The 24,840-nt window shown below is 65.4% G+C and carries 21 protein-coding genes and 1 pseudogene; 13 read left to right on the forward strand and 9 right to left on the reverse strand.

Annotation, left to right across the window (positions count from 1 at the left end; translation table 11 throughout):
• The 5 genes and pseudogenes from M6689_RS05570 to M6689_RS05590 form a co-directional block, all read right to left on the reverse strand.
• A pseudogene (locus M6689_RS05570) lies at positions 1–74 on the reverse strand (IS3 family transposase); the annotation flags it as partial.
• Between the two features lie 695 nt (positions 75–769).
• The gene (locus M6689_RS05575; RefSeq protein WP_298268854.1) at positions 770–1,240 is read right to left on the reverse strand and encodes an NUDIX domain-containing protein; all 471 of its coding nucleotides are present in this window, start codon (positions 1,238–1,240) and stop codon (positions 770–772) included.
• Between the two features lie 65 nt (positions 1,241–1,305).
• A complete protein-coding gene (locus M6689_RS05580) occupies positions 1,306–2,211 on the reverse strand; it encodes a universal stress protein (RefSeq protein ID WP_298268856.1) in 906 nt (301 codons plus the stop codon).
• 14 nt (positions 2,212–2,225) lie between these two features.
• Positions 2,226–3,221 carry a sulfite exporter TauE/SafE family protein gene (locus M6689_RS05585; RefSeq protein WP_298268858.1) on the reverse strand — a complete coding sequence of 332 codons (996 nt, stop codon included), beginning with the start codon at positions 3,219–3,221 and terminating at the stop codon, positions 2,226–2,228.
• Positions 3,222–3,231: 10 nt separating this feature from the next.
• A complete protein-coding gene (locus M6689_RS05590; RefSeq protein ID WP_298268860.1) occupies positions 3,232–3,492 on the reverse strand; it encodes a hypothetical protein in 261 nt (86 codons plus the stop codon).
• Between the two features lie 429 nt (positions 3,493–3,921).
• Between M6689_RS05590 and aroF the strand changes: the two genes are divergently transcribed.
• The 4 genes from aroF (at position 3,922) to M6689_RS05610 (ending at position 8,492) form a co-directional block, all read left to right on the forward strand.
• Positions 3,922–4,941, forward strand: coding sequence for a 3-deoxy-7-phosphoheptulonate synthase (gene aroF, locus M6689_RS05595; protein ID WP_298268863.1), 1,020 nt, complete (start codon positions 3,922–3,924; stop codon positions 4,939–4,941).
• A 71-nt stretch (positions 4,942–5,012) separates the two neighbouring features.
• Positions 5,013–5,501, forward strand: coding sequence for a hypothetical protein (locus tag M6689_RS05600; RefSeq protein ID WP_298268865.1), 489 nt, complete (start codon positions 5,013–5,015; stop codon positions 5,499–5,501).
• A gap of 70 nt (positions 5,502–5,571) precedes the next feature.
• Positions 5,572–7,653, forward strand: coding sequence for a M1 family aminopeptidase (locus tag M6689_RS05605; protein WP_298268868.1), 2,082 nt, complete (start codon positions 5,572–5,574; stop codon positions 7,651–7,653).
• Complete coding sequence (locus M6689_RS05610) at positions 7,650–8,492, forward strand: ChaN family lipoprotein (protein WP_298268871.1); 843 nt, start codon at positions 7,650–7,652, stop codon at positions 8,490–8,492. The genes M6689_RS05605 and M6689_RS05610 overlap by 4 nt, the downstream gene beginning before the upstream one ends.
• Positions 8,493–8,504: 12 nt before the next feature.
• Here the strand turns inward: M6689_RS05610 and M6689_RS05615 are convergent, their stop codons facing one another.
• The gene (locus M6689_RS05615; RefSeq protein WP_298268873.1) at positions 8,505–9,968 is read right to left on the reverse strand and encodes an ATP-binding protein; all 1,464 of its coding nucleotides are present in this window, start codon (positions 9,966–9,968) and stop codon (positions 8,505–8,507) included.
• Between the two features lie 260 nt (positions 9,969–10,228).
• On the opposite strand from M6689_RS05615, the gene ileS reads away from it, so the two are divergent.
• Entirely contained in the window at positions 10,229–13,000 is a 2,772-nt protein-coding gene (gene ileS / locus M6689_RS05620; protein ID WP_298268875.1) for an isoleucine--tRNA ligase, read from the forward strand.
• Between the two features lie 4 nt (positions 13,001–13,004).
• Positions 13,005–13,493 carry a signal peptidase II gene (gene lspA / locus M6689_RS05625; RefSeq protein ID WP_298268877.1) on the forward strand — a complete coding sequence of 163 codons (489 nt, stop codon included), beginning with the start codon at positions 13,005–13,007 and terminating at the stop codon, positions 13,491–13,493.
• Between the two features lie 99 nt (positions 13,494–13,592).
• Here lspA and M6689_RS05630 read toward each other — a convergent pair whose 3' ends face one another.
• The gene (locus tag M6689_RS05630) at positions 13,593–14,633 is read right to left on the reverse strand and encodes a DUF3187 family protein (protein ID WP_298268879.1); all 1,041 of its coding nucleotides are present in this window, start codon (positions 14,631–14,633) and stop codon (positions 13,593–13,595) included.
• 145 nt (positions 14,634–14,778) lie between these two features.
• Here M6689_RS05630 and M6689_RS05635 point away from each other — a divergent pair, with 145 nt between their 5' ends.
• From M6689_RS05635 to M6689_RS05650, 4 genes are all read left to right on the forward strand, one after another.
• The gene (locus M6689_RS05635) at positions 14,779–17,250 is read left to right on the forward strand and encodes a penicillin-binding protein 1A (protein WP_298268882.1); all 2,472 of its coding nucleotides are present in this window, start codon (positions 14,779–14,781) and stop codon (positions 17,248–17,250) included.
• 200 nt (positions 17,251–17,450) lie between these two features.
• On the forward strand, positions 17,451–17,735 hold the full coding sequence (locus tag M6689_RS05640; protein ID WP_298268885.1) for an HU family DNA-binding protein: 285 nt from the start codon (positions 17,451–17,453) through the stop codon (positions 17,733–17,735).
• Between the two features lie 253 nt (positions 17,736–17,988).
• Positions 17,989–21,465: a hypothetical protein gene (locus M6689_RS05645; RefSeq protein WP_298268888.1), complete on the forward strand. Its 3,477-nt coding sequence runs from the start codon at positions 17,989–17,991 to the stop codon at positions 21,463–21,465.
• A gap of 61 nt (positions 21,466–21,526) precedes the next feature.
• Positions 21,527–22,189, forward strand: a complete 663-nt coding sequence (locus M6689_RS05650; protein WP_298268891.1) for a DUF1318 domain-containing protein — start codon at positions 21,527–21,529, stop codon at positions 22,187–22,189.
• Positions 22,190–22,503: 314 nt separating this feature from the next.
• Here M6689_RS05650 and M6689_RS05655 read toward each other — a convergent pair whose 3' ends face one another.
• Both M6689_RS05655 and M6689_RS05660 read right to left on the reverse strand, forming a co-directional pair.
• Complete coding sequence (locus tag M6689_RS05655; RefSeq protein ID WP_298268894.1) at positions 22,504–22,761, reverse strand: GSU3128 family (seleno)protein; 258 nt, start codon at positions 22,759–22,761, stop codon at positions 22,504–22,506.
• A 186-nt stretch (positions 22,762–22,947) separates the two neighbouring features.
• Entirely contained in the window at positions 22,948–23,388 is a 441-nt protein-coding gene (locus M6689_RS05660; RefSeq protein ID WP_298268897.1) for a single-stranded DNA-binding protein, read from the reverse strand.
• A 142-nt stretch (positions 23,389–23,530) separates the two neighbouring features.
• Here M6689_RS05660 and M6689_RS05665 point away from each other — a divergent pair, with 142 nt between their 5' ends.
• From M6689_RS05665 to M6689_RS05675, 3 genes are read left to right on the forward strand one after another with little or no spacing between them, the layout of a single operon-like run.
• Positions 23,531–24,235: a 1-acyl-sn-glycerol-3-phosphate acyltransferase gene (locus tag M6689_RS05665; RefSeq protein WP_298268899.1), complete on the forward strand. Its 705-nt coding sequence runs from the start codon at positions 23,531–23,533 to the stop codon at positions 24,233–24,235.
• Position 24,236: 1 nt separating this feature from the next.
• Positions 24,237–24,416, forward strand: coding sequence for a hypothetical protein (locus M6689_RS05670; RefSeq protein ID WP_298268902.1), 180 nt, complete (start codon positions 24,237–24,239; stop codon positions 24,414–24,416).
• 3 nt (positions 24,417–24,419) lie between these two features.
• Positions 24,420–24,836, forward strand: coding sequence for a hypothetical protein (locus tag M6689_RS05675; protein ID WP_298268905.1), 417 nt, complete (start codon positions 24,420–24,422; stop codon positions 24,834–24,836).
• The last annotated feature ends 4 nt before the right edge of the window (positions 24,837–24,840 follow it).

The following is a 24,840-nucleotide window of genomic DNA, read 5'->3' on the forward strand; positions in this document are numbered from 1 at the left end:
TTGATTTCCGGTGCCGCTCCAGTCGAGCTACGCTCTCCTTCCGCTGCACCGGAGACATTTACATCCTTTGCCATTGACGACCTCCTTGAACGCGTACATTTACCTCATTTTCGTGTCCAAGAAAACCGGGGCCGCCATACCCCTAGCTTAATTCAAGGGGTTGATTATGAAGTTCTTCCTATGGAATTTGATAATAACTAGCCACAATAAAACGCCGTAAGCCCGGATTAGGCGGGGCTTTACGGCGTTTTTTCTTTAACCGGGTTTGCCTTTCCAGGGGCGGGCGGTCGGGGGGCTTGGCGGTTCGTCCCATAATCAGACAGCATTATGTAAGATTCCGAAAAGCAAAAGCCGTGACGGGGTGGAGTTTCCCGGCACGGCTTTTTTGCTTCGGATGATTACATAGTGCGGATTATCGGATGGCCTGCCAAGGCTGGCGGGAGGGTTTACGCCTGCATTGCATAAGCTCTCTTGGCCTTGGCATCCCGCAGCAGGCTGTCGATAACGCGCAGAATGGTATTCTTGTCTTCCTGGTCCAGATGCTCGATCTCAACAATCCTGTTGAAGGAAATTAGAAGGAAATTAGGGACACTCCCCAGATTGTTTGAGGGTCGAGCGAGAAAACTCAGGGCAAAGAAAGCCGGTTGGCCATGGCTGGCGAGGAACTGCTCATGGGGCCAAGGTACCGGAAGGAGAGGGGAAGTGTCAAAGGGTTTGGGGGGAGCGGATCCCGTCGAGATGCGAAAGGCTCTCTTCGGGCTCCCCGGCCTCACGGATCCAGGTGCATCAGCAGTGTGCCCAGCTCATCGATGAAGCCGACCTGCCCCTTCAGGATCTTCTTCCTGGCCTCATCCACACTGAACCATGCCGCCCGGTCGACCTCCGGAAACTCTCTCTGTTTCCCCGACCCGGGGGGCCATTCCATGGTAAAGGAGTTGCTTCTCGCTTTGCCGGGATCACACTCTCCCTGGAACGCCCAGGCAGTGACCACTTTTCCGCTCGCCTGCCGGAGTGGGGTGAGCCCTATGAATTCCCCCTTCGCCTCGAAGCCGGTTTCCTCGAAAAACTCGCGCTTCGCCGTTTCAAAGGGGTCCTCTCCCTCCGAGTACTCCCCCTTCGGTATCGACCAGGCGCCCGTATCCTTTTTCTCCCAGAAGGGTCCTCCCGGATGAACGAGAAGGACCTCCATCTGCCGGCCGCGAAAGCGGTACATGAGCAGCCCCGCACTCCTTTTTCTCATTTCGGGCTCCTTCTGCGCGCACCCCACGGCGCCTGTTGCCCCAGAGGTGAAGGGCTTTTTCCGGATCAGTCGCCCGTGGCTTCGGAAGTTTCCCTGGGACGCCGAAACAGGTGGGAGACGAGATCCCTGAAGTGGCGCATGATCTGTCTTGGCCCGGGCCGCATTACCAGCACGGGAAGTCCGGCGCGATTGACGATCTCGCGCGTGACATCGCCCATAACGTATGTGTGCAGCATCCCTTCGGCCGGCGATGAACCGCACACCACCAGATCGTACTCGGTCCGCCGCAACTCCTTCAATAGCTCCGGCACCACCAGCCCATGGCGCAGCCGGAACTCACCGAAGACCCCCGGCTTCTCCAGCACCTCCTTCTGATGGCGCAACCTCAGACCGAGGAGCGAGTTCGACGTCAGCACGCGGTCGGTGTCCTCCTCCAGTTCGATCAGATCGGCAAACATCGCCGGCGGTTCTGCCATGACGTGAAACAGGTCCACCACCGCCTTCCCGCACCGGGCGATCTCGCCGGCGAACTCCACGGCCGTGTCGGACTGCATCCCGTCGCCGGTGCAGAAGAGGATGCGCCGCAGGGAGGGGCGATCTCCAATGACCACGAGCACCGGCGGCTCGACGGACTCGATGATCTCATAGGCCAGCGCAGACATCCACACAGGGCCGTGCGTCCCTTTGCGCTCGGCGCCGATCACCACCAGGTCATAGGTGCTCTCCCGGGTCCGTTTGACGATTTCGTGCACGGGACGGCCCGCCTTGGTGATCAATTCGGCGTTGAGGCTGTGTTCTCTGAGAATCTCCCGTGCCCGCCTGAGGGCCTCAAGGAGTGGATCTTCGTGCCCCGGTTTTTCCGCAATGCCGAGGATCGAGGTTTCCGCCCCGCAGGCGGCGGCGAACGGCGCGCCGAAGCGGACCGCCTTTTCCGCCTGGCTCGAACCATCGCTGCAAAACAGAATCTTCATCGCCTTGCCACCCGTTACTTGAAATGGTGTCCCGTCACCAAACTGTAAATCACCACCCCTGCGCCGATGAGCGGCAGAGGGACAAACGCCAGCCTGATGCGCGTGCCGTGGAAGTATTCGGTCAGGGTAGCGCCGATCTGGGCGCCGATGGCCGCGCCGGTATGCATGACCAGCGCCAGCAGAATGTCCACGTTCCCTTTGACCGCATGGGTGAGTGTTCCGTAGCTGGCGGAGATGACGATCTCGAACAGATCCGTCCCCACCGCCACGTGGGTGGGGACCCCGAGCAGATAGACCATCGACGGCATTCGGATGTACCCCGCACCGCCGCCGAGAAAGCCGCTGAACACCCCACCTACAAACGCCACGCCCAGAATCGTCCAGAGCGAGATCCGCGCGATACCCGAGTTGGGGAGGCGGACCATCGGCGGCAACTGGAGGTGGTGGATCCGTTGCGGGATATGCGCGATGATCGACTCGTCCCTCTTGACCCGTACCGCTGCGTCACGGCTCGATTTCAGATAACGGCGGAACCGGGACGGGACCGGCTGTGGCCTGGTTAAGCCTGTGGACGACTTCCTGGTGTCGCGTTTTTTTTCCATCTTCAGCGTCTGCCAGCTCTCCCAGCCGATGAACGCGGAGATCGAGACGAGCACGCAGATGAAGCCGATCCCCACCACGGCATCCACGTTGGCCTGGCGTTTCAGGTACTGAATGAGCTGGGCGCCGGTTTCCACGCCGGCGATGGTGCCGCTGACCATGATCATGCCGAGCTTGATGTCCACGTTGCCGAGCACCCGGTGTTTCTTGGCCGCCACGATGGATTTGCCGACGATGTGCGCCAGATCGGTGCCGACCACAAAATTCATCGGCACCCCCGCCGCAAAGAGCGCCGGACCGGCCAGGAAACTTCCCCCGACGCCGAAGAAACCGCCCAGAATCCCGACGACAAAGCCGATTCCCATCAGGTAGAGGGGATGGATATGGGTGCCGGAGATCGGGAAGTCCATGGCGTTGCCCTCACCTCACCTTGCGGCGAATCATGCGCAACAGCGCGCTGGTCACCACCTCCAGGGTAACCCCCTGCACGATGATCAACGCCAGCGCCACGAGCGCGTAGAAGTTTTTGTTCTCGTCGAAAACCTGCTTCAGCCAGTCCCCCAGAAGGTGCAAGACCAGAAAGAAGTACCCCACCACGAAGATGGCATACACCACCAGTTCCACCAGGAACCACCTGAGCGATGCGATCTTTTGTGAGAGTCTCTCTACTCGGTTTCTCACCCGATTTCTCCGTTTCGCAGGTTCCGTTTTTTCAGAGTATACTACAGGAATGCCCGGAGAACCGAGGCGCTGAGCCTCGTTTGTGGCCTCCATTGCCGATGTCGAGGGTCCAGATGCCGGAGTTGTTCTCTCGGTTCGCAAGTTAATGCTTGACAATCTCCGGCTCGCTGGGCAACTATAGCCCCCATGTTCAACAAAGGCTTCGTTTCCTACTTTAGCTTTTACTTCTGGTACGGCTTTTATTTTAGGCCGTCTGCCCGGGGTTGAGGTTTATCGTAGGGGAAGCTGAACAGACCATACACTAAACCGGAAGCCGAGGGTGGACAGGAAACTACCCCCGGCTTTTTCGTTTCAGGAGCAGCAAGCACGACAGGCCGGGGGAGAAATCCTCCGGCCTGTCGCGTTTCCGGGAAAACCAGGGAGGAAAGGATGATCATCGTAATGAAGTCGGGAGCGGCGAAGAAGGATCGGGACGAGGTGCTCAAGCGGATCAGGGAACTCGGTTACAAATCCCACGTGATCCACGGCACGACGCGGGACGTGATCGGCGCCGTGGGGGACGAGCGGGGGAAACTGGTGCTGCAGTCGATCGAGTCGATGCACGGGGTGGAAAGCGTGGTGCCGATCCTGAAGCCGTACAAGCTTGCCTCCAGAGAGGTGAAAGGGGAGCCGAGCGTCATCCGGATCAGCGACACGGTGGCGATCGGCGGCCCGGAGATCATTGTCATGGCCGGCCCCTGCTCGGTGGAAGGTGAGGAACAGATCATCGAGACGGCGAAGGCGGTGAAGGCGGCCGGGGCCCAGGTGCTCCGCGGCGGGGCGTTCAAGCCGCGGACCTCCCCCTACTCGTTCCAGGGGCTGGAGGAGGAGGGGCTGAAGCTCCTGGCCAAGGCCCGGGAGGTGACGGGGCTCCCCATCGTGACCGAGGTGGTGAACCCGGAGACGGCGGAGCTCGTGGCGGAGTACGCCGACATCCTCCAGATCGGCGCCCGTAACGCCCAGAACTTCGCGCTCCTCAAGAAGGTGGGGCAGCTCAGCCGGCCGGTGCTCCTGAAACGCGGGATGTCGATGACGATCCAGGAGTTTCTCATGAGCGCCGAGTACGTCATGAGTGAGGGGAACCAGCAGGTGATCCTCTGCGAGCGCGGCATCCGCACCTTCGAGACCGCCACCCGCAACACCCTCGATCTCTCGGCGATCCCGGTCCTCAAGCAGATGACCCATCTCCCGGTGGTGGCCGACCCGTCCCACGGCACCGGCAACTACCACTACGTGGCCCCCATGGCGCTCGCCGCCGTGGCCGGCGGGGCCGACGGCCTCATGATCGAGGTCCATCCCGATCCGGAGCGGGCCTCCTCCGACGGCCCCCAGTCCCTGAAGCCGAAGAAGTTCGATGCCCTCATGGCACGGCTCAGGCTGGTGGCCGGGGCGGTGGAGCGGCGGGTGTGACTGGAAACCGCTTGCCCTTTCGGGTTTGCTTCCCTATTATGAGCGGGACTTAACCGTTCCGGGAGGAAACCATGAAATCGTTGCTGATTGTGCTGTCGACCCTGCTTCTCGCCGCCCTCGCCCTGCCGGCGCAAGCCCGCAGGGGGGAGCCGGCGGACCCGGCGGTGGCGGCCGAGGCGCGCCAGAGCCTGGACGGGATCCTCGACCTCTGGCGCGCGGGGAACTACGAAGGGGTCTATGACCGGACCTCGGTCTCGGGACGGGAGAGCCGGGAGGCGTTTGCGCGCAAGCTTGCCAACGCCTCCCGGCGCCCGGCCTGCTGCTGGGAGAAGATGCAGGAGGTGCGGGTCACCGCCGGCAGCGGCGATGCCGTCACCATCCGGGCCCGCTTCGGGCTGGAGGGGCCGGGGGAGACCGAGTACTCCACCCGCTCCGTCCGCCTCGTCCGGGAGGAGGGTGGATGGCGGGTCGCCCAAGCCGACCTCCTCGCCCTCGCCGGGGCGAAGAAGAAACGGCATCGACATTCCCGTAAGACCTACACGGAGCGCGGCGGCCGGTAGCCGCGCTCTTCCCTCTTCCTTTCCCTCCTCTTTCTGTCGCCCCGATGATTCGGTGGTATAGTTGTACCCCATGAAGTCCTTTCTTCATCTCACCGTTTTCATCCTCTTTCTCGGTCTCTCCCCTGTGGCTTGCGCGATGCCGATCGAGGCGCGGGTCGTCCGCCAGGAGATCCGGGTCCGCCTCCTCCCCGAGCGCCATCTCCTGGAGGGGGAGAGCGTCCTGGAGCTCGCCCCCGGCGCGGTCGGCACCCTTACCCTCTCCCTGAACCCGGCGGCGGAGATCGAGACGGTGGCGGCGGCCGGAAGGGGTGCCCCGTTTCGCCGCGGAGACGGACGGATGCAGGTTGATCTGCCGCGGACGGAAGAAGGGGCGGCGCTCCGGGTGACCGTACGGTACCGCTGCGTCTTCAACGATCCGGCCCCCGAGCGCCCCGCCGTGACCGAAGACCCCTCCTACGGGGTGAAGGGGGCCATCACCTCGCGGGGGAGCTACCTCGGAAGCGATGCCGGCTGGTACCCCGCCCCGGCCGCCGGCCCCACCCGGCGAACCATAGCCGTCAGCGCCCCTGCCGGGATCGAGGCGATCACCGCCGGCAGGCGCGTGATGCGAAAGACAGAAGGGAGGATCACCCGCTCCGTCTGGGAGGAGGCCCACCCGACAGGGGGGGTATCGCTTTCGGCCGGTCCCTACGTGATCGAGGAGCGGGACGCGGCCGGCATTCCCCTCTACGCCTACTTCCATCCGGAGGATGCGCACCTCGCCCCCCGCTATCTGGAGGCGGCCGCCGGCTACCTCCGCTTCTACGCTGCGCAGTTCGGCCCCTACCCCTTCGAGAAGTTCGCCGTGGTGGAGAATTTCTTCCCTACCGGCTACGGCTTTCCCTCCTACACCCTGATCGGCGCAACGGTGATTCGCCTCCCCTTCATCGTCACCACGAGCCTTCCCCACGAGATCGCCCACTCCTGGTGGGGCAACGGAGTGCTGGTCGATTACCGGGAGGGGAACTGGTGCGAGGGGCTCGTGACCTATCTCGCCGACTACCTGCAGGAGGAGCGGAAGTCGGCCGCGGCGGGGCGCGATTACCGCTTCCGGATACTTGCCGACTACGCCTCCCTCGTGGGGCCGGTAGAGGATTTTCCGCTCCGGCTCTTCGTCGGGCGGACCGACCCCGCCTCCCGCGCCATCGGCTACGGCAAGGCCGCCATGCTCTTCCACATGATCCGGATGCGGATCGGCGACCGGGCGTTTTTCGGCGCCCTGCGGGAGCTCTTCCGGAAACGGTGCTTCACGGCCGTCTCCTGGGACGATCTCGTCCAGGCCTTCTCCACGGCGGCGGGGGAGGAGCTCTCTTCCTTCGTGAAGCCATGGCTCGACCTGCCGGGGGGGCCGCGCCTGGCCCTTGCCGAGGTTGCGGCAAGGCGGCAGGGGAGGCGCTGGCAGGTGCGGGGGAAGGTGACGGAGGAAAGGGGAGCGTATCCGCTAACCGTCACGGTCCGGGTGGAGGGGAAGGCGAACCGGTCCGATACGGCGCTGCGGCTTGCCGGCGGGCGGACCCCGTTTGCTGTCGCCACGGTTTGGCGGCCGGCGCGGGTCATACTCGACCCCGAGGTCGACGTTTTTCGGCTCCTGGCGCCGGCGGAGCTTCCCGCCACGGTCAACCGGATCAAGGGGAGCCGGGAGTTGACGGTTGTGGTGACGCGGCGCTGCGCCGCTGGCGGCGGGACCCTGTCGCTCCTGCTCCGCTCCCTGGGGCAGGAGGGGGCGAAGCTGCTGCCGGAAGAGAATGCGGACCCCGCGGCCCTCGCCGGGCGGGACCTCCTCGTCTGCGGTATGCCGGCGCACCGGGAGCTTCTGCCGGAGCTCCCCGAGGGGGTTTCGGTTGCGGCGGACGGCTTTGCGGTGGGGGGGAAACGATACGGCGGGGAGGAAGACCTCCTGCTGGCGATGGGGGTGCGCCCCGGCTCCCCGGGCAGGGTGGCGGCCCTCCTGCTGCCGCTGTCGGCATCGGCGGCGGATAAGGCGGCCCTGAAGATAACCCATTACGGTCGCTACGGCCTCCTCGTCTTCAGCGGCGGGGAGAACCGGGTGAAGGGCACCCCTCCACCGGCGGGGGGAGAAGGAGTGGTGATCCCGCAGGGAGTGAGACGGTGAGACGGGGGACGGCGATAGGAGTTTCGGTGCTGCTGGCAGGGATCTTCGTGGCCCAAAGCTGTGTCGGTCATGACCTGATCGTGCGGGTGAAAGACCGCCGGGAAGTCACCTTCGGCGAGATGATGACGGATCTGAAAAAGGCCCGGGTCGTCTACGTGGGAGAGAACCACGACGAGCCGGCGCATCATCTCCTCCAGCTCCGGATCATCCGGGACCTCCACGGGGCGGGAGTCCCCCTTGCCATCGGGATGGAGATGTTCACGGCGGCGGACCAGCGGGAGCTCGACCGCTGGGTGGAAGGGCGGGTCGGCCTCACGCAGTTCCAGAAGTTTTACCTCAGGAGCTGGACACTGCCGTGGTCCCTCTACGGTGACATTCTCCTCTTCGCCCGGGACCACCGGATTCCGCTCGTCGGTCTCAACGTCCTCCGGAAGATTGCCCGGAAGGTGGCGACGACGGGGTTCGACTCCCTCACCCCCGAAGAGCGGCGCGCGCTCCCTCCCTCCATCGCCTGCGACGTCAGCGACGCCTACCTGGCGATGATCCGGCGCTCCTACGCCAACCACGACGCCGGCCAGCGCAGCTTCAGGAATTTCTGCGAGGCCCAGATGCTCTGGAACAAGGCGATGGCGTATCACCTGGTGGCGTTTCTGCAGAAGAACCCCCGGAGGACGGTGGTGGTGATCACGGGGGGAGGGCACGCCATGCGCGGCGGGATGCCGACCGAGGTGGAAAAGGAGGAGCCGGCGCTCAAGGGGGTGATCGTTCTCCCCGACCCGGCCATGCCCCTTGACACGATTACCCTCGCCGACGCCGACTACCTCTGGATCTCCCACTGATCCCGCCGCCTCTCACGCCGCCTCGCTCTGGCGCATGACCGGAAGCGACACGTAGAACGTGCTTCCTCCCCCCTGCTTGCTCTCCACCCAGACCCTCCCGCCGTGGGCGGCGACGATCTCGCGGACGAGGGTGAGTCCCAGCCCGGCCCCCCCCATCTTGCGGCGGTCGGTGTTGTCGACCCGGAAGAAGCGCTCGAAGATCCTTTCCTGGAACTCGGGGGGGATCCCGATCCCCTGGTCCTTCACCCAGATGGTGATGTTTTCCTCCCCCGCCCGGGCGCCGAGGACCACATCCCCTCCGTCTGGCGAGTACTTGATGGCGTTGGAGATGAGGTTGGAGAGGACCTGGTAGAGCTGCTCCTCGTTTCCCCGGACCTCGCCGATATCCGGCGGGCACTCCACCACCACCCGGTGGTTCTTCGATGCCGCCGCGTAGAGCGCCGCGGCGTCGGCCAGAAGAAGCCCCACCGGCACCGGCCTGATCCGGAACTTGACCATGCTCGCCCTGAGGCGCTGCAGCTGGAGGAAGTTGCTGATCAGCTCGCTGAGCCGTTCGGTCTCCTTGTAGATGGTCCGGAGGCAGTTCTTCTGCTGTTCGCGGTCCACCTCGTTTTCCAGGAGAAACTCTGTGAATCCCATCATGGCGGTAAGCGGGGTGTGCATCTCGTGGCTCACGGCGGAGATCATCTCGTCCTTCATCCGCTCCATCTCTTTGCGCTCGGTGATGTCGATGGCGATCTCCATCCGGACGAGCCGCCCGTCGGTCCAGCGGATCGCCTTGTCGATGCACTGGTACCAGCGGCCGCTGACGGCGTTCTGGTACTCCCAGATGTAGGGGGGGAGCGGCCGACCGTCCAGCAGGAGCTTTTCGTTGGTGCAGAAATCGCACGGCACCGTCTTCCCCCCCTGGATTATCTCGTAGCAGGGGCGCCCCTCCCACTCCTCGCCGAAGAGCTGCATGCCGTAACGGTTCAGGTAGAGGAGCCGGAAGTCCGCGAGGTCGACCACGTAGACCAGGGCGTTGAGGGAGTCGAAGATGGTGCTGATCTGGACGAACTGGGTCCGGATCGCCTCTTCGGCCTGGTGGCGCCGCCGCCGTCCGTCCGCTTCGCGGAGCTCGCGCTCGATGGCCGGGACGAGCCGGGAGAGGTTTTCCTTCATCAGGTAGTCGTGGGCGCCGGCCTTCATGGCGGCAACGGCGGTGTCCTCACCGATCTTGCCGGAGACGATGATGAACGGGATGTCGAGGTTGCGCTCCCTGACGAGGTCGAGGGCCGCCAGGGCGCCGAATCCCGGGATGTTGTAGTCGGAGATGATGGCGTCCCAGTTCTGGCGGTCAAGGGCGGCGCGCATCCCTGCGGCGCTGTCGACACGCTCGTATTCCGGGGCGATGCCGCCGCGGCGAAGCTCGTGGAGCATGAGGAGAAGGTCGTCCTCCGAGTCTTCGAGTATCAGGAGTCGAATCTGCTGGTTCATGGGGTGGATCCTGTCTCCCCGGAGAGGGGGGGAAATGGTTGGGCGACGGCCTGCGGGACGCGGCTAAAGCGGCGTCTGCCAAAGACGATTGTATCGTCATTCACCGCGCCGGTCAAACGTTGGCAACGGGTTGGCAACACCCCTTCCGCATCCCCTTTGACCTTGACTTTTCAGCGGAATGTCAGTAGCGTTAAGCGTTTCCCCGGCCCGCGCCGCCTCCCGCCTGCGCGGCCGATCCCCATCCGTTGCGGAGGACGTTCATGGAATACAAAAACACCCTCAACCTGCCGGTCACCGATTTTCCGATGAAGGCCAACCTTCCCCAGAAGGAGCTGGAGATCCTGGAAGGGTGGCGGAAAGCCGACCTTTACGGCGCCCTTGCCGCGGCGGGAGAGGGCAAGCCGCGCTACGTCCTCCACGACGGTCCCCCTTACGCCAACGGCCACATCCACATCGGCCATGCCCTCAACAAGATCCTCAAGGACATCATCCTCAAGAGCAAGCGGATGCAGGGGTTCGGCGCCCCCTACGTCCCGGGGTGGGACTGCCACGGCCTCCCGATCGAGCTCCAGGTGGAGAAGAACCTGGGGTCGAAGAAGCATGAGACCACCAAGCTCCAGATGCGCAAGCAGTGCCGGGAGTACGCCGAGAAGTTCGTGAAGATCCAGCGGGAGGAGTTCGAGCGCCTCGGCGTCCTCGGCGACTGGGACCGCCCCTATCTCACCATGACCGCCGACTACGAGGGGATCACCGCCCGGGAGCTGGCCCGCTTCGCCGACAACGGCGGCCTCTACAAGGGGAAGAAGCCGGTCCACTGGTGCTCCTCCTGCGTCACCGCCCTGGCGGAAGCCGAGGTGGAGTACGCCGACAAGACCTCCCCCTCCATCTACGTGAAGTTCCTCCTCCAGGACGACATCTCTGCCTCGGTCCCCCCCTTGGCCGGGAAGAAGGTGTCGCTGGTCATCTGGACCACCACCCCCTGGACCATCCCCGCCAACCTGGCCGTAGCCCTCCACCCGGAGCTGGAGTACGCGGCCCTGGAGACAGGGGGCGAGGTTCTCGTGGTGGCCGAGGGGCTCAAAGACGCCTTCATGGCCGCCACAGGCCTTGAGGGGAGCGTCGTCGCCACCTTCCGGGCCGACATCCTCTACCGGAAGCGGTGCCGGCACCCCTTCTACGACCGGGACTCCGTCGTCCTCCTGGGGGAGCACGTAACGCTCGACGCCGGTACCGGCTGCGTCCACACCGCGCCGGGTCACGGCCAGGAGGACTACGAGCTGGGCCTCAAGGAGGGGCTCGACATCTACAACCCGGTGGACAACCGGGGGCGCTACATCCAGAGCCTGGAGTTCTTCGGCGGCCAGTTCGTCTTCGACGCCAACGCCAGCGTCATCGAGAAGCTGCAGGAGGTGGGGGCGCTCGTGGGGCAGGGGACGGTGGAGCACTCCTATCCCCACTGCTGGCGCTGCAAGAAGCCGATCATCTTCCGGGCCACGGAGCAGTGGTTCATCTCCATGGAGAAGAACGACCTGCGGCGGAAGGCGCTGGAGGAAATCGACCGGGTCTCCTGGGTGCCGAAGTGGGGACGCGAGCGGATCCACGGCATGATCGAGAACCGCCCCGACTGGTGCATCTCCCGCCAGCGCTCCTGGGGGGTCCCGATCACCGCCTTCTACTGCACCGAGTGCGGCGAAATCCTCGCCGACGGCAAGACCATGCACCATGTGGCCGACCTCTTCATGGAAGGGGGGGCCGACCTCTGGTACGAGAGGGCGGCCGCCGAGCTCCTTCCTCCCGGCACCGTCTGCCCCAAGTGCGGGAAGCACTCCTTCGAGAAGGAGATGGATATCCTGGACGTCTGGTTCGACTCCGGGGTCTCCCACGCTGCGGTCCTCGAAAACCGCCCGGAGCTCGGCTCGCCGGCCAGCATGTATCTTGAGGGGAGCGACCAGCACCGCGGGTGGTTCCACTCCTCGCTCCTCGCCTCCGTCGGCACCCGCGGCACCGCGCCGTACAAGGAGGTCCTCACCCACGGCTTCGTCGTCGACGGCGCCGGCCGGAAGATGAGCAAGTCGGTGGGGAACGTGGTCTCCCCCGAAGAGGTGATCAAGAAGTACGGCGCCGAGATCCTCCGCCTCTGGGTGGCGGCCCAGGACTACCGGGACGACGTCCGGATCTCCCAGGAGATCCTGACGCGGCTTGCCGAGGCCTACCGCCGCATCCGCAACACCTGCCGCTACCTCCTGGGGAACCTCTACGACTTTGACCCGGCCACCGACAGGGTCCCCTTCGAGGGGATGACGGAGCTGGACCGCTGGGCCCTGCACCAGCTGGAAGTGCTCAAGGAGAAGGTGTTTGCCGCCTACGACGAGTACGAGTTCCACATCCTCTACCACGCCGTGAACGGCTTCTGTACCGTGGAGATGAGCGCCTTCTACCTCGATATCATCAAGGAGCGCTACACTAGCCGCAAGGACGCCCCGGAGCGCCGCAGCGCCCAGACCGTCATGTACCTTGTGCTCGAATCCCTCGTGAAGCTCATGGCGCCGGTCCTATCCTTCACCACCGACGAGGTCTGGCGGTACATGCCGAAGCGGGCCGAGGCGAGCGTGCACCTGGCCGGCTTCCCCGAACTCCACCCCGAGTGGAAGAACGAGGCGCTGGTGGAGCGGTGGGAGCAGATCATCAGGGTGCGGGGAGAGGTCTCCAAGGCCCTGGAGCAGGCCCGGGTGCAGAAAGTGATCGGCCACTCCCTCGACGCGGCGGTGACGCTTGCGGCGGAGCCGCAGCTCCTGGCGTTCCTGAAGGAGTACGCCGGTGAGCTGGCCACCGTCTTCATCGTCTCCAGGGTGGAGCTGGTGGCGGAGCCGGCCGGCGGGTTCACCGAGGCTGAAGGGGTGAAGGGGCTTAAGATCGGGGTGGCCGCCGCTCCGGGAGAGAAGTGCGAGCGCTGCTGGCACTATGACGAGGAGATCGGCGCCGACAGTGACCACCCGACCCTCTGCCCGAAGTGCGTGGCGGCGGTGAAGTAGGGCGATGAGACCGAACTACCGCATCCTCCTTGGCGTGACGGCCGTCGTCCTCGTCGCCGACCAGGCCACCAAGATCCTCATCGACCGGACCATGGAGCTCTACCAGTCGATTCCGGTCATCGACGGCCTCTTCAACATCACCTACATGCGGAACAAGGGGGCGGCGTTCAGCTTTCTCGCCAACTTCAGCTACCGCCTCCCCTTCTTCATCGCCGTGTCGCTGGTGGCCATCGCGGCGATTGCCTTCACCTTCCGCCGGCTCCGGGACGACCAGCGGCTCGCCGCGGCCTCCTTCGCCCTGATCTTTGCCGGGGCCATCGGCAACCTCATCGACCGGCTCCGCCTCGGCGAGGTGATCGACTTTCTGGACGTCTACTGGAAGGGGCACCACTGGCCCGCCTTCAACGTGGCCGATTCCGCCATCTGCGTCGGGGTGGCGCTCCTTGCCCTGGATGCCCTGCGGGACGAGCGGCGGAAAAAGGATGTGAAGTAGGCGCGTCGCCGCCATCGGAGCCGCAAAAGAGAACGGGCCCCTCGCGTTCTATCCGAACGCAGGGGCCCGCTTTTTTTCGCTGAGGCGGAAACGGTCGGCTCAGAACCGCTGGGTTAGGGCCAAGTGGAACGCCACGTCGGGGGAGGTCTTGACGTTCAGGTCTTCCGAAACCCCCAGGTCGAGGGCGGTGCTCCTGGTGAAGGCGATGGTCCCCCCGCCGATGATCTGCAGGGTGTCGGCGTCGAGCTCCCGCAGCGAGCTCCCCCGGTAGAGGGCCGAGTGCCAGTTCGTCTGGACCTTCAGGACGAGCCAGTCGAAGGGGCTCCAGCCGGCACCGAGGGAGCCGAATGCCGCCACGTTTTTCTGCTGCCCCTCCAGCACATCCCCCTTGCTCATCACCGTTGCGCCGGCGGCGGCGAAGAGGGTCGCGTGCCCCCACCCCCCGAGCCGGTAGTCGTCGCTTCCCGTGAGCCAGAGGGAGCCGTCGACGCTGCCGCTTCCGCGCAGCTTTGCGCTGTTGCCGGTGGGAAGCTTCAGGGCGGCCCGCAGGGCCAGCGCCCGCGGCGCGGCGCTCTCGTCGTCGTAGAGCCGGATGCCGCCGGTCAGGCGGATGTCGCCGATGCCGCCGTTGGGGTGGTCGACCCGGAACTGCTGTACGCCGTCCCGGGTGTAGGCATAGAGGAGGCGCCCCTCCGGGGCCTGGTCCCGGCCGCCGGTGCCGAAACCGAAGGAGTCGTGGAACCACTCGACGAAGCCGTCGAGTTCGCCGCCGCTGTGAAAGACGAAGGGGACCTCGATCCCCCCCTCGATCCCCCGGGCAATGCCGTAGCGCAGTCCGAGGGCGAGCCGGTAGGTCTCGCCGTCCAGCACGATTTGCTCCCGCGGGGTCTCGTCGATGGCGAAGTTGTTGGCGGCGTCGAAGACGAGGCTCGCCTCGCCTCCCCCTTTCGGCAGCACCGTCGCGGTCCCGATGGCCGGCAGCCCGAAGATCTGGACGACGGGGCTCAGGTTGACGGTCCTGAAGGGGGTGATCTCCGCCCCCTGCGCCGGGGGTGTCAGCGCGACCACGACCCAAAGGGCCACCGCTCCCCCCCCGAGGCAGAGATTTCTCGCCCGATGTCCCCACCTGTTCACTCTCACCGCGCTGCACCTCCTTCTGCGGGGATGGTGGCCGCCAGCGGTCCCGTTCCCCGTCGATAAACATCTTGAACTGTGCCGTTCATCTGCGCTAAGCTTCCTCTTTGTTGCTAACCACGCGAAGTTCAGCAGGTTCGGAGATCCTTTCATGACGCTCACCGGCGGCCGTCAGACCCCCCCCTCCCGGAACATAAACCGGCGGCAGGGGAAAAGTCCATTAAAAATTGTTGTTGTTTCCCTTGCCGTTATCGCCCTGGCGGGACTTCTGGCCCTTTCCGGGTACCTCTTCTACCTCTATCACTCCCTGCCCCGGGTCGACCGCCTCGCTGACTACCACCCCCCCATCGTCTCCCAGGTCTTCGGCGACGACGGCAGTCTCGTGGGGGAGTTCTACCTGGAGCGCCGGGTTGTGGTGCCGGTGGATAAGATCCCGCGCAAGCTGATCCAGGCGTTCGTGGCGGCGGAGGACTCGAACTTCTACCAGCACAAGGGGCTCGACTATCCCGGCATTGCCCGGGCCGCGGTGAAAAACCTCCTCTCCATGCGGAAGAAGGAGGGGGCGTCCACCATCACCCAGCAGGTGGCGAAGTCGATGCTCCTCACGCCGGAGAAGAAATTCTCCCGCAAGTTCAAGGAGGCGATCCTCGCCAAGCGGATGGAGGAGCAGCTCTCCAAGGACGAGATCCTCTACATCTACCTGAACCAGATCTACCTCGGGGCCGGCTCCTACGGCGTCCAGGTGGCGGCGGAAACCTACTTCGGCAAGAACGTGGACCAGCTCAATCTGGCCGAGATGGCGATGCTGGCGGGGCTCCCCAAGGCCCCCAACAGCTATTCCCCCATCAAGCACCTGGACCGGGCGCGGGAGCGGCAGGCCTACGTCCTGGAGCGGATGGTGAAGGAGGGGTACATCACCCAGGCCGAGGCCGACCACGCCCGGGCGACCCCCATCGTCATCAGGTCGATGAAGAAGGTGAACGGCGACCAGTCGGCCTACTTCCTGGAGCAGATCCGGATCCAGCTCGAAGAGAGGTACGGGGAGGACAAGCTCTACAAGGAAGGGCTGAAGATCTACACCACGATGAACGCCGAGATGCAGAAGGGGGCCTACGAGGCGGTGGTGAACGGTCTGAAGGCCGTCGACAAGCGGCAGGGATTCCGCGGAGCGCTGAAGTACCTCGCCGAAACGGAGGTGGACGACCTCTGCCGGAAGGTGGAGGACGGGATCGATACGGCCTCCCTCAAACAGGGGACCACCTACCAGGGGGTCGTCACCGCCGTGGACCCGGCGAAGGGGGATGTGACGGTGCGGGTGGGGGACCGGGCCGGGATCCTTTCCCGCCGGAACATGGCCTGGGCCGGCAAGGTGAGGCTAGTGAACGCCTGGGGGAAGCAGGAAGAGAAGGGGAAGTCGCTCCCCCTCGGGAGCGTGATCCTCGTGTCGGTGCAGAGCCCCGACGCCAACAAACAGGGGGCGGTGTTCGCCCTCGACCAGGAGCCCGAGGCCCAGGCGGCGGTGGTGGCGATCGACCCCCGCAGCGGTGCCGTGAGGGCGATGGTTGGCGGGTATGATTTCCGCAAGAGCCAGTTCAACCGGGCGGTCCAGGCCCGCCGCAACCCCGGTTCCGCCTTCAAGCCGCTCATCTACGCCGCCGCCCTCGACAAGGGGCTCACCGCCGCCACCATCATCGACGATTCGCAGGTGGAGTACGAGAGTGGCCGGGAGAAGGCGTGGAAGCCCAAGAACTATGACAACGTCTACCGGGGACCGGTCACCATGCGCGAGGCCCTCACCAACTCCATCAACGTGGTGAGCGTGAAGATCCTGGAACAGATCGGGGTCGACTACGCCATCGAGTACGCCAAGAAACTCGGGATCACCTCGCCACTGGCGGCCAACCTGACCCTCGCCCTCGGTTCGTCGAGCGTCACCCCCCTGGAGCTCACCTCCGTTTATGCCGTATTCGCCTCGGGTGGGTACCGGACCACGCCGTACTTCATCACGAAGGTCGAAGACAGCGACGGCAAAGTCCTGGAGGAGACGAAGGAGCCGACCGTGCCGGTCTTCACCAACCAGTCGTCGGCGCCGCCCCCCCTCGACGGGGAGGCCAAGCCAGCACCCCCCGGAGGTGGCGCCGGTGGCCCCGCCGCGGTGCCGGTCATCTCCCCCGAAACCTCCTTCATCATGACCAACCTGCTGGAAGGCGTCGTGCAGAGCGGTACCGGACAAAGGGCCCGGGCCCTCGGCCGCCCCGTGGCCGGCAAGACCGGCACCACCAACGACATGAAGGATGCCTGGTTCATCGGCTATATCCCCCAGCTCGTGGCCGGGGTCTGGGTCGGCTACGACCAGGAGCGCTCCCTCGGGGCCGGAGGGTCGGGGGGACAGGCGGCGGCCCCCATCTGGACCGAGTTCATGCAGCGGGCCGTGGCGGGGCTGCCGGCCCAGAACTTCCCAGCGCCGCCGGATGTCACCTTCGCCATCATCAACCCCCGCACCGGAAAGCTTGCCCATGAGGGGAGCGAGGGAGCGATCGCCGAATGCTTCATCGCCGGTACCGAACCGAAGAGCTACGACGGGGAGGCGGGGGAGTACCTCCCCGAGCTGCAGCAACCCTAGTCATTACGGCATGTTACGCTGTGCGATCGGGCCTGAATGGCCGTCCGACGGGGGGGTTGCCCACCCCCTGGAGGATAAACCCTTGTGGGACAACGGTTTCCGGCGGTGAAAAAATTTGGTTTCCCGCAAATAATCCCTTGCAAAGTGGAAATTTCTGTCTATAGTATTCGCCAGAATTACCTAATAAAGGAGGGTTTACCATGACCAAAGCAGAACTTGTGGATGCCGTTGCGAAATCCGCCAATCTGACCAAGGCCGCAGCCGACAAGGCTGTTGGTGCGTTCATCGGTGCTGTTAGCGACGCGCTCAAAAAGGGGGACAAGGTGACCCTCGTCGGCTTCGGCAGCTTCGAGGTATCCACCCGCAAGGCCCGTACCGGCCGTAATCCCCAGACCGGCAAAGAGATCAAGATCGCTGCCGCCAAGGTTCCCAAGTTCCGTCCGGGCAAGGCTCTCAAGGACGCCGTTGCCGGCAAGAAGAAGTAGCTTCCTTCTGCCGCTGTCTTCTGGCGGAACACGGTTTTTGCAGTGAAAGAAGCCCCGTCCGGACGGGGCTTCTTTCGTTTTCCGGCGCCCCGCGTGCCACCGTTTCCGCCCCCTTGCCAACATCCCCCTGTCCGGTTAAAGTCTCCTTGCAGAAGGATTCGTTTCCGGGAGAACCAGGCCGATGTCACAAACCCCGGTCCCCGCACCGACATCATCCCCACGTATCCGCCGCCGCACGGTGTGGTGGCTGGCTATGGGTGCGTTCCTGGTTCTCGGCGGGAGCACCTTCCTGTTCCGGTATCTCCCCTCGCCATCGGCCGCCGGCCAGCTCTCCCGTTTCCTCACCCGTCTCCTCCATGTTCCGGTGTCAGTATCCTCCATTGAACCCCGTCTGGGGGGGGTGGTGATCCGCGGCTTGCGCATCGGTAACCCTCCAGGGTTTCCGGCCGCCCCCCTGGCGACGGCCGAGGCGGTCACCATCATCCCCCGCTGGCTGGCACTTCTCCGCGGGGAGCGGGATTTCCGGCGCGTCGAGCTCGACGGGGTACGGGTGTCGCTTGCACGGAACCGCGAGGGGAAGTGGAACGTCGCCCACCTCGTAATAAGGAAGCCGGGGCGAAAGCCGGCGCCGGAGCTCCGGATCGGGGAGCTCGTGGTCCGTGGCGGTGCGGTGACGGCGGAACGATACGCCGCAGAGGGGATTGCCCTCCGGCTGCGGGACCTTTCGACCCGGGGGAGCGCCGATTCGCGCCTGGAGCTGGCCTTTTCCGATATGGGGGGAAGCCGGTTCCGGCTGGCAGGGAATATCCGTCCCGGTCCCACCCCCGGCCTCGACCTGACCCTCACGGCCCCGAGCGTCTCACTGGCGCCCTACGGAAAGATGCTCGGGACGCGGGCTTTCTCCATCGGGGGAGGGACGGGAAGCCTGCAGCTGACGGTGAGATATGCCGGCGGTCTCCTCCGTACCGAGGGGCGCGCCGAGGCCCGCGGGGTGCTCATCGACACCGGCGCCGGGCGGCTCTCCCCCCTGACCGGCAGGATCACTCTGGCGGTTGGTTACGAGCCGGCGCGGGACAAGGCGTGGGCCGAGTCGGTCCGGGTGGATCTGGCCGACACCTTCCGGCTGCGGGCGAAGGGGGAGGTAAGCCGTCTGCGCGCCGAGCGGCGGTTTGCCGCCGAGCTGGAGGTGGATGATCTCGATCTCGGACGGCTCTCCCGGCTTCTGCCAGCGGCGATGCGGCGCGACACCGCCGTCGGCGGCACCCTCGGCGGGGGACGGTTCCGTCTTGCAGGAAACGCGCGGTGGATCACGCTCCTGAGTGGCGGGGTCCGGCTCCGCGACGGGTCGGCCTCCCGCGGGGGGAGGACCTTTTTCCGGGGACTCGCCGGAACTGCCACCCTCGGACGGGGCGACGGCGGATTTGTGGTGCACGGAAAGCTCACCCTTCCCTCCCAGGGGGGGACCTTTCCCCTGGAACGCCTCGACCTCCCCTTCACGCTTGCCATGACGGAGCGGTTCGCCCTGCGCCGGGTAGAGGCCGCCCCGCTTACGGCGCGGGTGTCCGGGATTGCGGTCAACGGAGGTGCGTCCTTCCGTCCTGCCGATTCGCCCCCCCTTTCCCTCTCCCTCTCGACTCCCCCCACTCCACTGACGGTGCTTGCTCCCCGGCTCGCCCCTCTCGGCATCCGGCTGACGGGGGGGGCCGCCGCCCTTGCGCTCCACGTGGCGGGGCGCGGGACAGGGGAGATGGGGGGGGAATTCTCCCTGAGCGGGGATGCCGTCACGGGGGAGATCAAGGGGCGGAAGGTTTCGCTGCGAAAGGGAGTGCTGCGGACCGCCTTCGAGCGGAGGGGGGGGAGGGGCAACGCCGCCGGGGAGTGCCGGTTCGACGGCGTGCTCATCGACGGCCGTGCCGCGGAGGCCAGGTTCGGCTGGCGCCTGACCGACCGGACCGTCACGCTGAAAGATGCCCTCTTCCGCTTTGCCGGGACAACGATGGAGCCGGGGCCCCTGTCGCTGACGGTCGGTGCCGCCGAGGGGAGCCCCGCCGCAGGGCGCTATCCCGTCTCCATCACCCTGGCGGGGGGGAGGATCCGGGGGGCGTGGGGAGAGGTTGCCGGCTTGGCGGCCGCGTTTCACGGAGATTTCCGGAGGACGCCACCGGTGAGGTGGCTGGAAGGAAACGGTGTCGTGACCACCGGCGGGGCGATGCTGCGCGGTGCCCCCCTCGGGGCGCCTTCGGTCCGGTTCGCTCTCGGGCGCGAGGCGGCAACGGTCGAGCTTGGCGGGACCGTCGCCGGCGGAGCCCTGGGCGGCCGCCTTGCGTTCGATCCCCGTGCCACCGCCAGGGGGGTAACCTTTACCGTCACTCTTCGCGATGGGGACCTGGCGACGCTTCCCCCCCTTTTCCCCCGCCGGCCGGCCGTTGTCCCCTCCGGCGGATGGGTGACCATCGCCGCCGAGGGAACATTCGTCCCGGGCACCGGCGTTACCTGTCGCGTGGAGGGAGAGGCCCGGGAAGTCGCGCTGGCCAGGGAAGGTGGTAAGAGCATCCTCCACGGGGGTGGCGCAAGACTTTTCGCCGCCATCACCGGGGAAAAGGCGACCATCCGGGATGCCGCCATCCTGCCGGGGCCGGGGGTTGCGCTCCGGATCCGGGGAGAGGTGGACCACGCCTGGTCCCCCCGGCGGCAGGGGGAGCTTTCTCTCTCTCTCTCCCGCACTCCCGTTGCCGGCATCGTCGATCCCCTGGCCAACGCCCTCCCCCGTCTCCTCCAGGAGGCTACGGTCGGCGGAGCGGTGACGGCCCGCGCCACCCTGGCGCTCAAGGGAAAGTCCGCCCTCGCCGAAGGTGCCGTCCTGCTCGACGGCGTCTCCCTCGATGTGGCGTCCCAGAAGCTCACCATAAGCGGTGTGGGGGGGACGGTCCCGTTTTCCCTTCTCCTTGGTCCCGGCGGTGTGCCGCGCCGCCCCCCCGAGGCGCACCGCTTCACGAAGGAGAACTATCCCCAGCTTCTGGAGTCGCTGCGGAAAACCCCGGCCGGGGGTGAGGTGCTCACCATCGGTGCCGTCCGGTTCGGTCCCCTGGAGCTGGGGGAGACGGTCCTCCACCTGCGGGCCGCCCGTGGCGTCACGGAGCTCGCGGCGCTCCGCTCGTCGCTGTACGGGGGGGCGCTCTTGGGCAAGGGGTTCGTGGCGGTACAGGGGGGACTCTCCTACGGTGCCGATATCCTGGTGAACGACCTGAGCCTTCGCCGCCTCTGCAACGCCATTCCGAAGATCCGTGGCTACGCCTCGGGGCGTATCGACGGCGTCGTGAGCCTCTACGGTGAGGGAAAGAGGGAGGAGGGGCTCGTCGGCTTCACCGACCTCTGGGCCCGGGAGTCCAGGGGGGAGAAGATGCTCCTCTCCAAGGAGTTCCTCCAGCGGCTGGCCGGCAAGAAGCTTCGCGGCTTCTTTTTCCGCGACGACCGCCCCTATGACACGGGGGAGGTGAGCGCCTACCTGGAGAAGGGATACCTAACCTTCACCACCCTCGATATCTCCCACACCAATTTCCTGGGGATACGGGATCTGAGCGTGTCGGTGGCGCCGCTTCAGAACCGGATCGCCCTGGATCACCTCTTCGGCGCCATCAGGGAGGCGGCGGCCCGGGGGAAGGCGGTGCGGGCCGGCGAGAAGCCTGCGGAGGCCCCCACGCCCCAGACCGAGTTCCAGTGGCAGGAGTAAAACTTCCATTGCCCGGCCGATGTGGTATAGTGCTGGAGAACAGATACCCGAGGAGGAGACCATGACGCGAAGTGTCCTGAAATGGAGTGCCACCGGCCTGTGCGGGTTGCTCGCCGCCTGCGCCATCATTACGGTTAACGTCTACTTTCCCGAAAAGGCGGTGAAGGAGGCCTACAAGTCCCTCGACGAGATGCTCCTGAAAAAGGGGGAGGAGAAGCCGGCCGCAGAGCCGAAGCCGGCCGAGGAACCGAAGGGTGAGGAGGCCAGGCCCCAGAGCAGGCTTTTCGAGCAACTCCCGCGAGTGTCGCTGGTTTCGGAGGCCTGGGCCGCCGAAAATTACGCCGACGACCTGGCGGTGGAGCTCTCCAGCATGCCCGACGTCCTCAAGGCCTACGACGAAATGAGCTCCCGGTTGCCGCGGCTGCGCGCCCTCTTCGACGCCGGGGCGATCGGGGTGAACAGCCAGGGGCTCATCGAGGCGCGGGACAAGGGGAAGGTGGCCCCCCCGGACGAGGCCCTTATCAAGGCGGAGAATGCAAGCCGCAAGGTCGTCGTCACCGGCATGGCGAAGGCGATCCTCAAGCTCAACAAGCAGAAGGAGAGCAGGGCGGCCATCAACCAGGTGCTCCCCAAGGCGGCGGCGACCTACGCGGAGATCAAGCGCGAGGAGGCGAAGCCGGGATGGTGGGTGCAGCTGCAGAACGGCCGCTGGGTGCAGAAGTAGCGACACAGACTGCGGCAGGTTTTGGACGGAAAAGGCGGGGAGAGATCCCCGCCTTTTCACGTTTAGCCTATATTCGGCAGTTGCCGGAAGCCCTGCTCCGCTCAGACGGCCTATTTCTGCTGCTCTAAGGCTCACTCGCAACAGCCGATCAACTCAGCCTGCGGCTTCGGACAGGATCGGCTGTTTATGCTCCGTTTCGCCAAGAGCAGCAACGAAATACGCCGTCTGAGCGGAGCAGATCTTCCGGCAACTGCCGTTTTCACGTTTAGATGACCACCGCGTGCAGGTCCCGCCGGCGTCCCCACGCCTCCCGGTCAGTCGCCGAGCTCCAGCTCCCCGGCAAGATTCATCACGAAATTCTTGGCCCGCCCCGACGGCGCGATGATGCCGTAGGCGAGGGCTTCCTTCAGTTCGGCGTCCGTAGCGCCGGCTTCCTTCGCGCCCGCGAAGTGCTTCTTCAGTCAGGTGGGGCACCCCACCGCCGCGGCGCAGCCGACCCGGATCAACTCCCGGGTCCGGGGGTCGAGCACCTCTTCATACTCGAAATCGAGAATCTTCTTCCTGATCTTCATCGGCAGCCTCTCCTTTCCCCGGGAACGCCCGGCGGTCGCGGGTCCCGGTCCGAAAACTATGGGGCGGGAAAGGGTGATTTGCAAGCGTTTTTTGTATCCGGGATCCGCTCTCACCACTGAAACGCAGAGAGGCAACCGTGTGGTTGCCTCCCGGTGCTGCAGGCTGGATTTTTCCCGAAAAAAAATTTAGAACGGAATATCGTCGTCCGGGTTGAAGGCCGGCTCGTCGAAGCCGGGGGCACCGCCGAAGCCGTTCTCCTGACCGCCACGGCCGGCGGGGCGGCCTCCCCCCTCGCCGCGGGCGCCGAGCATCTGCATCTTCTCGCCGACGACCTCGGTGGTCCACCGGTCGCGGCCGTCCTTGTCCTGCCACTTGCGGGTCTGGAGCCGCCCCTCGATGTAGACGGTCTTTCCCTTGGAGAGGTACTCGCCGGCCACTTCGGCCTGACGTCCCCAGAGGACCACGTTGTGCCACTCGGTCTTTTCCTCCCACTCGCCGTTCTTGTTCTTGAACCGTTCGCTTGTGGCAAGGGAGAAACTGGCCACCGCGGTGCCGGCGGGGGTGTAGCGGACTTCGGGGTCTTTGCCGAGGTTGCCGATCAGCATGACTTTATTGAGGCTGGCCATGGGGCCTCCTTTTCCGGGGTGATGTAGTATACCGAAAACCGTTGCAGTTTAGAGGATTCAGGCCCTTCTGGCAAGCGATATTTGGTTTGACTAGCCAGGGAAAAAACAGTAAGGTAAATCGGATTTGTAACCGGAGTTCTGGATGCTTAATGGCTTGATTTATTTGGTGTTTTTTGTGCCGCTCACCGGCATCTGCAGCCTTTTGGCCGTGGTCGGCAGCCTCGTGGATTCCAGCGGGGCCTTTGCCCATCGCTGCGCCCTTTTCTGGAGCCGCGTCGGCCTCATGATGGCTGGTGTGCGCCTGGAGGTCGTCGGCTCGGAGAACGTGCCAGCCGGCGAGCCGGTCATCTTCATGGGGAACCACCAGGGAAACTTCGATATCCTCGTCCTCTCCCGCGCGATTCCGCGCCGCTTTTCGTGGCTGGCGAAGGAGGAGCTCTTCCGCATCCCCCTGTTCGGTCCCGCCATGCGGCGCGCCGGCTACATCCCCATCGACCGGAGCGACGGCCGCAAGGCCCTGCGCAGCCTCGATGCGGCGGCGAAGCGGATCAAGGCCGGGGCGAGCGTCATCGTCTTTCCCGAGGGGACCCGCACCGCCGACGGCTCCCTCCTCCCGTTCAAGAAGGGGGGATTCGTCCTCGCCGAGCGGGCCGGGGTGCCGATTGTTCCGTTCACCATCAACGGGAGCCTGCGGGTAAATCCGCGGAATACCGTGAAGCTTGTGCGCGGGGCCGGGATTGTTGTCCGGTTCGGTGCGCCGATCCCCACCTCCGGCGACGGCGCTCTCAAGGGGGCTCCCCTCATGGAGCGGGTGCGGAGCGCCATCGAGGCGGGGCTGGAGGGGTAGCGTGACGGTGCTCTCCATTGCTCTCATTCTGGGGGGGGGGGCCGCCGTGGCCTGGGGGCTTCCGGCCGCCCATCGCCTGGCGCGGCCGTGGGATATCGCCGCAGCGCTTATTTTTCTCCTCGGCCTGACGTCGACCCTTGTCGGCGTGCTCCTGGCATTCGTTCCCGGGTTTTTCGGATAACAGATGATCGAACGGACCAAAACCATCGTCGTCAACGTGGCGGTCATTGCCGTCATCTCCCTCGTCCTCATCGGCGGAAACACCTGGTGGCGCCAGCGGACTCAGTTCCAGCGGGGCGAGGCGGCCCTGGCGAAGCAGGATTACATGGCGGCCATTGCCGGCTACGAGGCGTCGATCCACATGTACACCCCCGGCAGTGCCACGGTGGAGGCGGCAGCCCGGCGGCTGTGGGAGATCGGGGAGCTCTTCGAACGGGCGGGTGACACGGAGCGGGCACTGATCGCTTACCGGGCGCTGCGGAGCTCTTTCTACGCGGCCAAGTGGCTCCTGCAGCCGGGGGAGGAGTGGATCGCCCGTTGCGACCGGAAGATCGCCGAGCTTCTCCAGCGACAGGGGTACGCGGCGCTCCCCGCCAGGTGAAATC

The organism is Geobacter sp. (genome assembly GCF_027327745.1).
In the GTDB taxonomy this organism is placed as follows: Bacteria; Desulfobacterota; Desulfuromonadia; order Geobacterales; family Geobacteraceae; genus Geobacter.

Bases quoted from the DNA above. Each gene is read 5' to 3' on its own strand.
- M6689_RS05575 (WP_298268854.1), bottom strand. From the start codon at position 1,240: ATGAGAAAAAGGAGTGCGGGGCTGCTCATGTACCGCTTTCGCGGCCGG.
- M6689_RS05580 (WP_298268856.1), bottom strand. From the start codon at position 2,211: ATGAAGATTCTGTTTTGCAGCGATGGTTCGAGCCAGGCGGAAAAGGCG.
- M6689_RS05585 (WP_298268858.1), bottom strand. From the start codon at position 3,221: ATGGACTTCCCGATCTCCGGCACCCATATCCATCCCCTCTACCTGATG.
- aroF (WP_298268863.1), top strand. From the start codon at position 3,922: ATGATCATCGTAATGAAGTCGGGAGCGGCGAAGAAGGATCGGGACGAG.
- M6689_RS05600 (WP_298268865.1), top strand. From the start codon at position 5,013: ATGAAATCGTTGCTGATTGTGCTGTCGACCCTGCTTCTCGCCGCCCTC.
- M6689_RS05605 (WP_298268868.1), top strand. From the start codon at position 5,572: ATGAAGTCCTTTCTTCATCTCACCGTTTTCATCCTCTTTCTCGGTCTC.
- M6689_RS05615 (WP_298268873.1), bottom strand. From the start codon at position 9,968: ATGAACCAGCAGATTCGACTCCTGATACTCGAAGACTCGGAGGACGAC.
- ileS (WP_298268875.1), top strand. From the start codon at position 10,229: ATGGAATACAAAAACACCCTCAACCTGCCGGTCACCGATTTTCCGATG.
- lspA (WP_298268877.1), top strand. From the start codon at position 13,005: ATGAGACCGAACTACCGCATCCTCCTTGGCGTGACGGCCGTCGTCCTC.
- M6689_RS05635 (WP_298268882.1), top strand. From the start codon at position 14,779: ATGACGCTCACCGGCGGCCGTCAGACCCCCCCCTCCCGGAACATAAAC.
- M6689_RS05640 (WP_298268885.1), top strand. From the start codon at position 17,451: ATGACCAAAGCAGAACTTGTGGATGCCGTTGCGAAATCCGCCAATCTG.
- M6689_RS05645 (WP_298268888.1), top strand. From the start codon at position 17,989: ATGGGTGCGTTCCTGGTTCTCGGCGGGAGCACCTTCCTGTTCCGGTAT.
- M6689_RS05650 (WP_298268891.1), top strand. From the start codon at position 21,527: ATGACGCGAAGTGTCCTGAAATGGAGTGCCACCGGCCTGTGCGGGTTG.
- M6689_RS05660 (WP_298268897.1), bottom strand. From the start codon at position 23,388: ATGGCCAGCCTCAATAAAGTCATGCTGATCGGCAACCTCGGCAAAGAC.
- M6689_RS05665 (WP_298268899.1), top strand. From the start codon at position 23,531: ATGCTTAATGGCTTGATTTATTTGGTGTTTTTTGTGCCGCTCACCGGC.
- M6689_RS05675 (WP_298268905.1), top strand. From the start codon at position 24,420: ATGATCGAACGGACCAAAACCATCGTCGTCAACGTGGCGGTCATTGCC.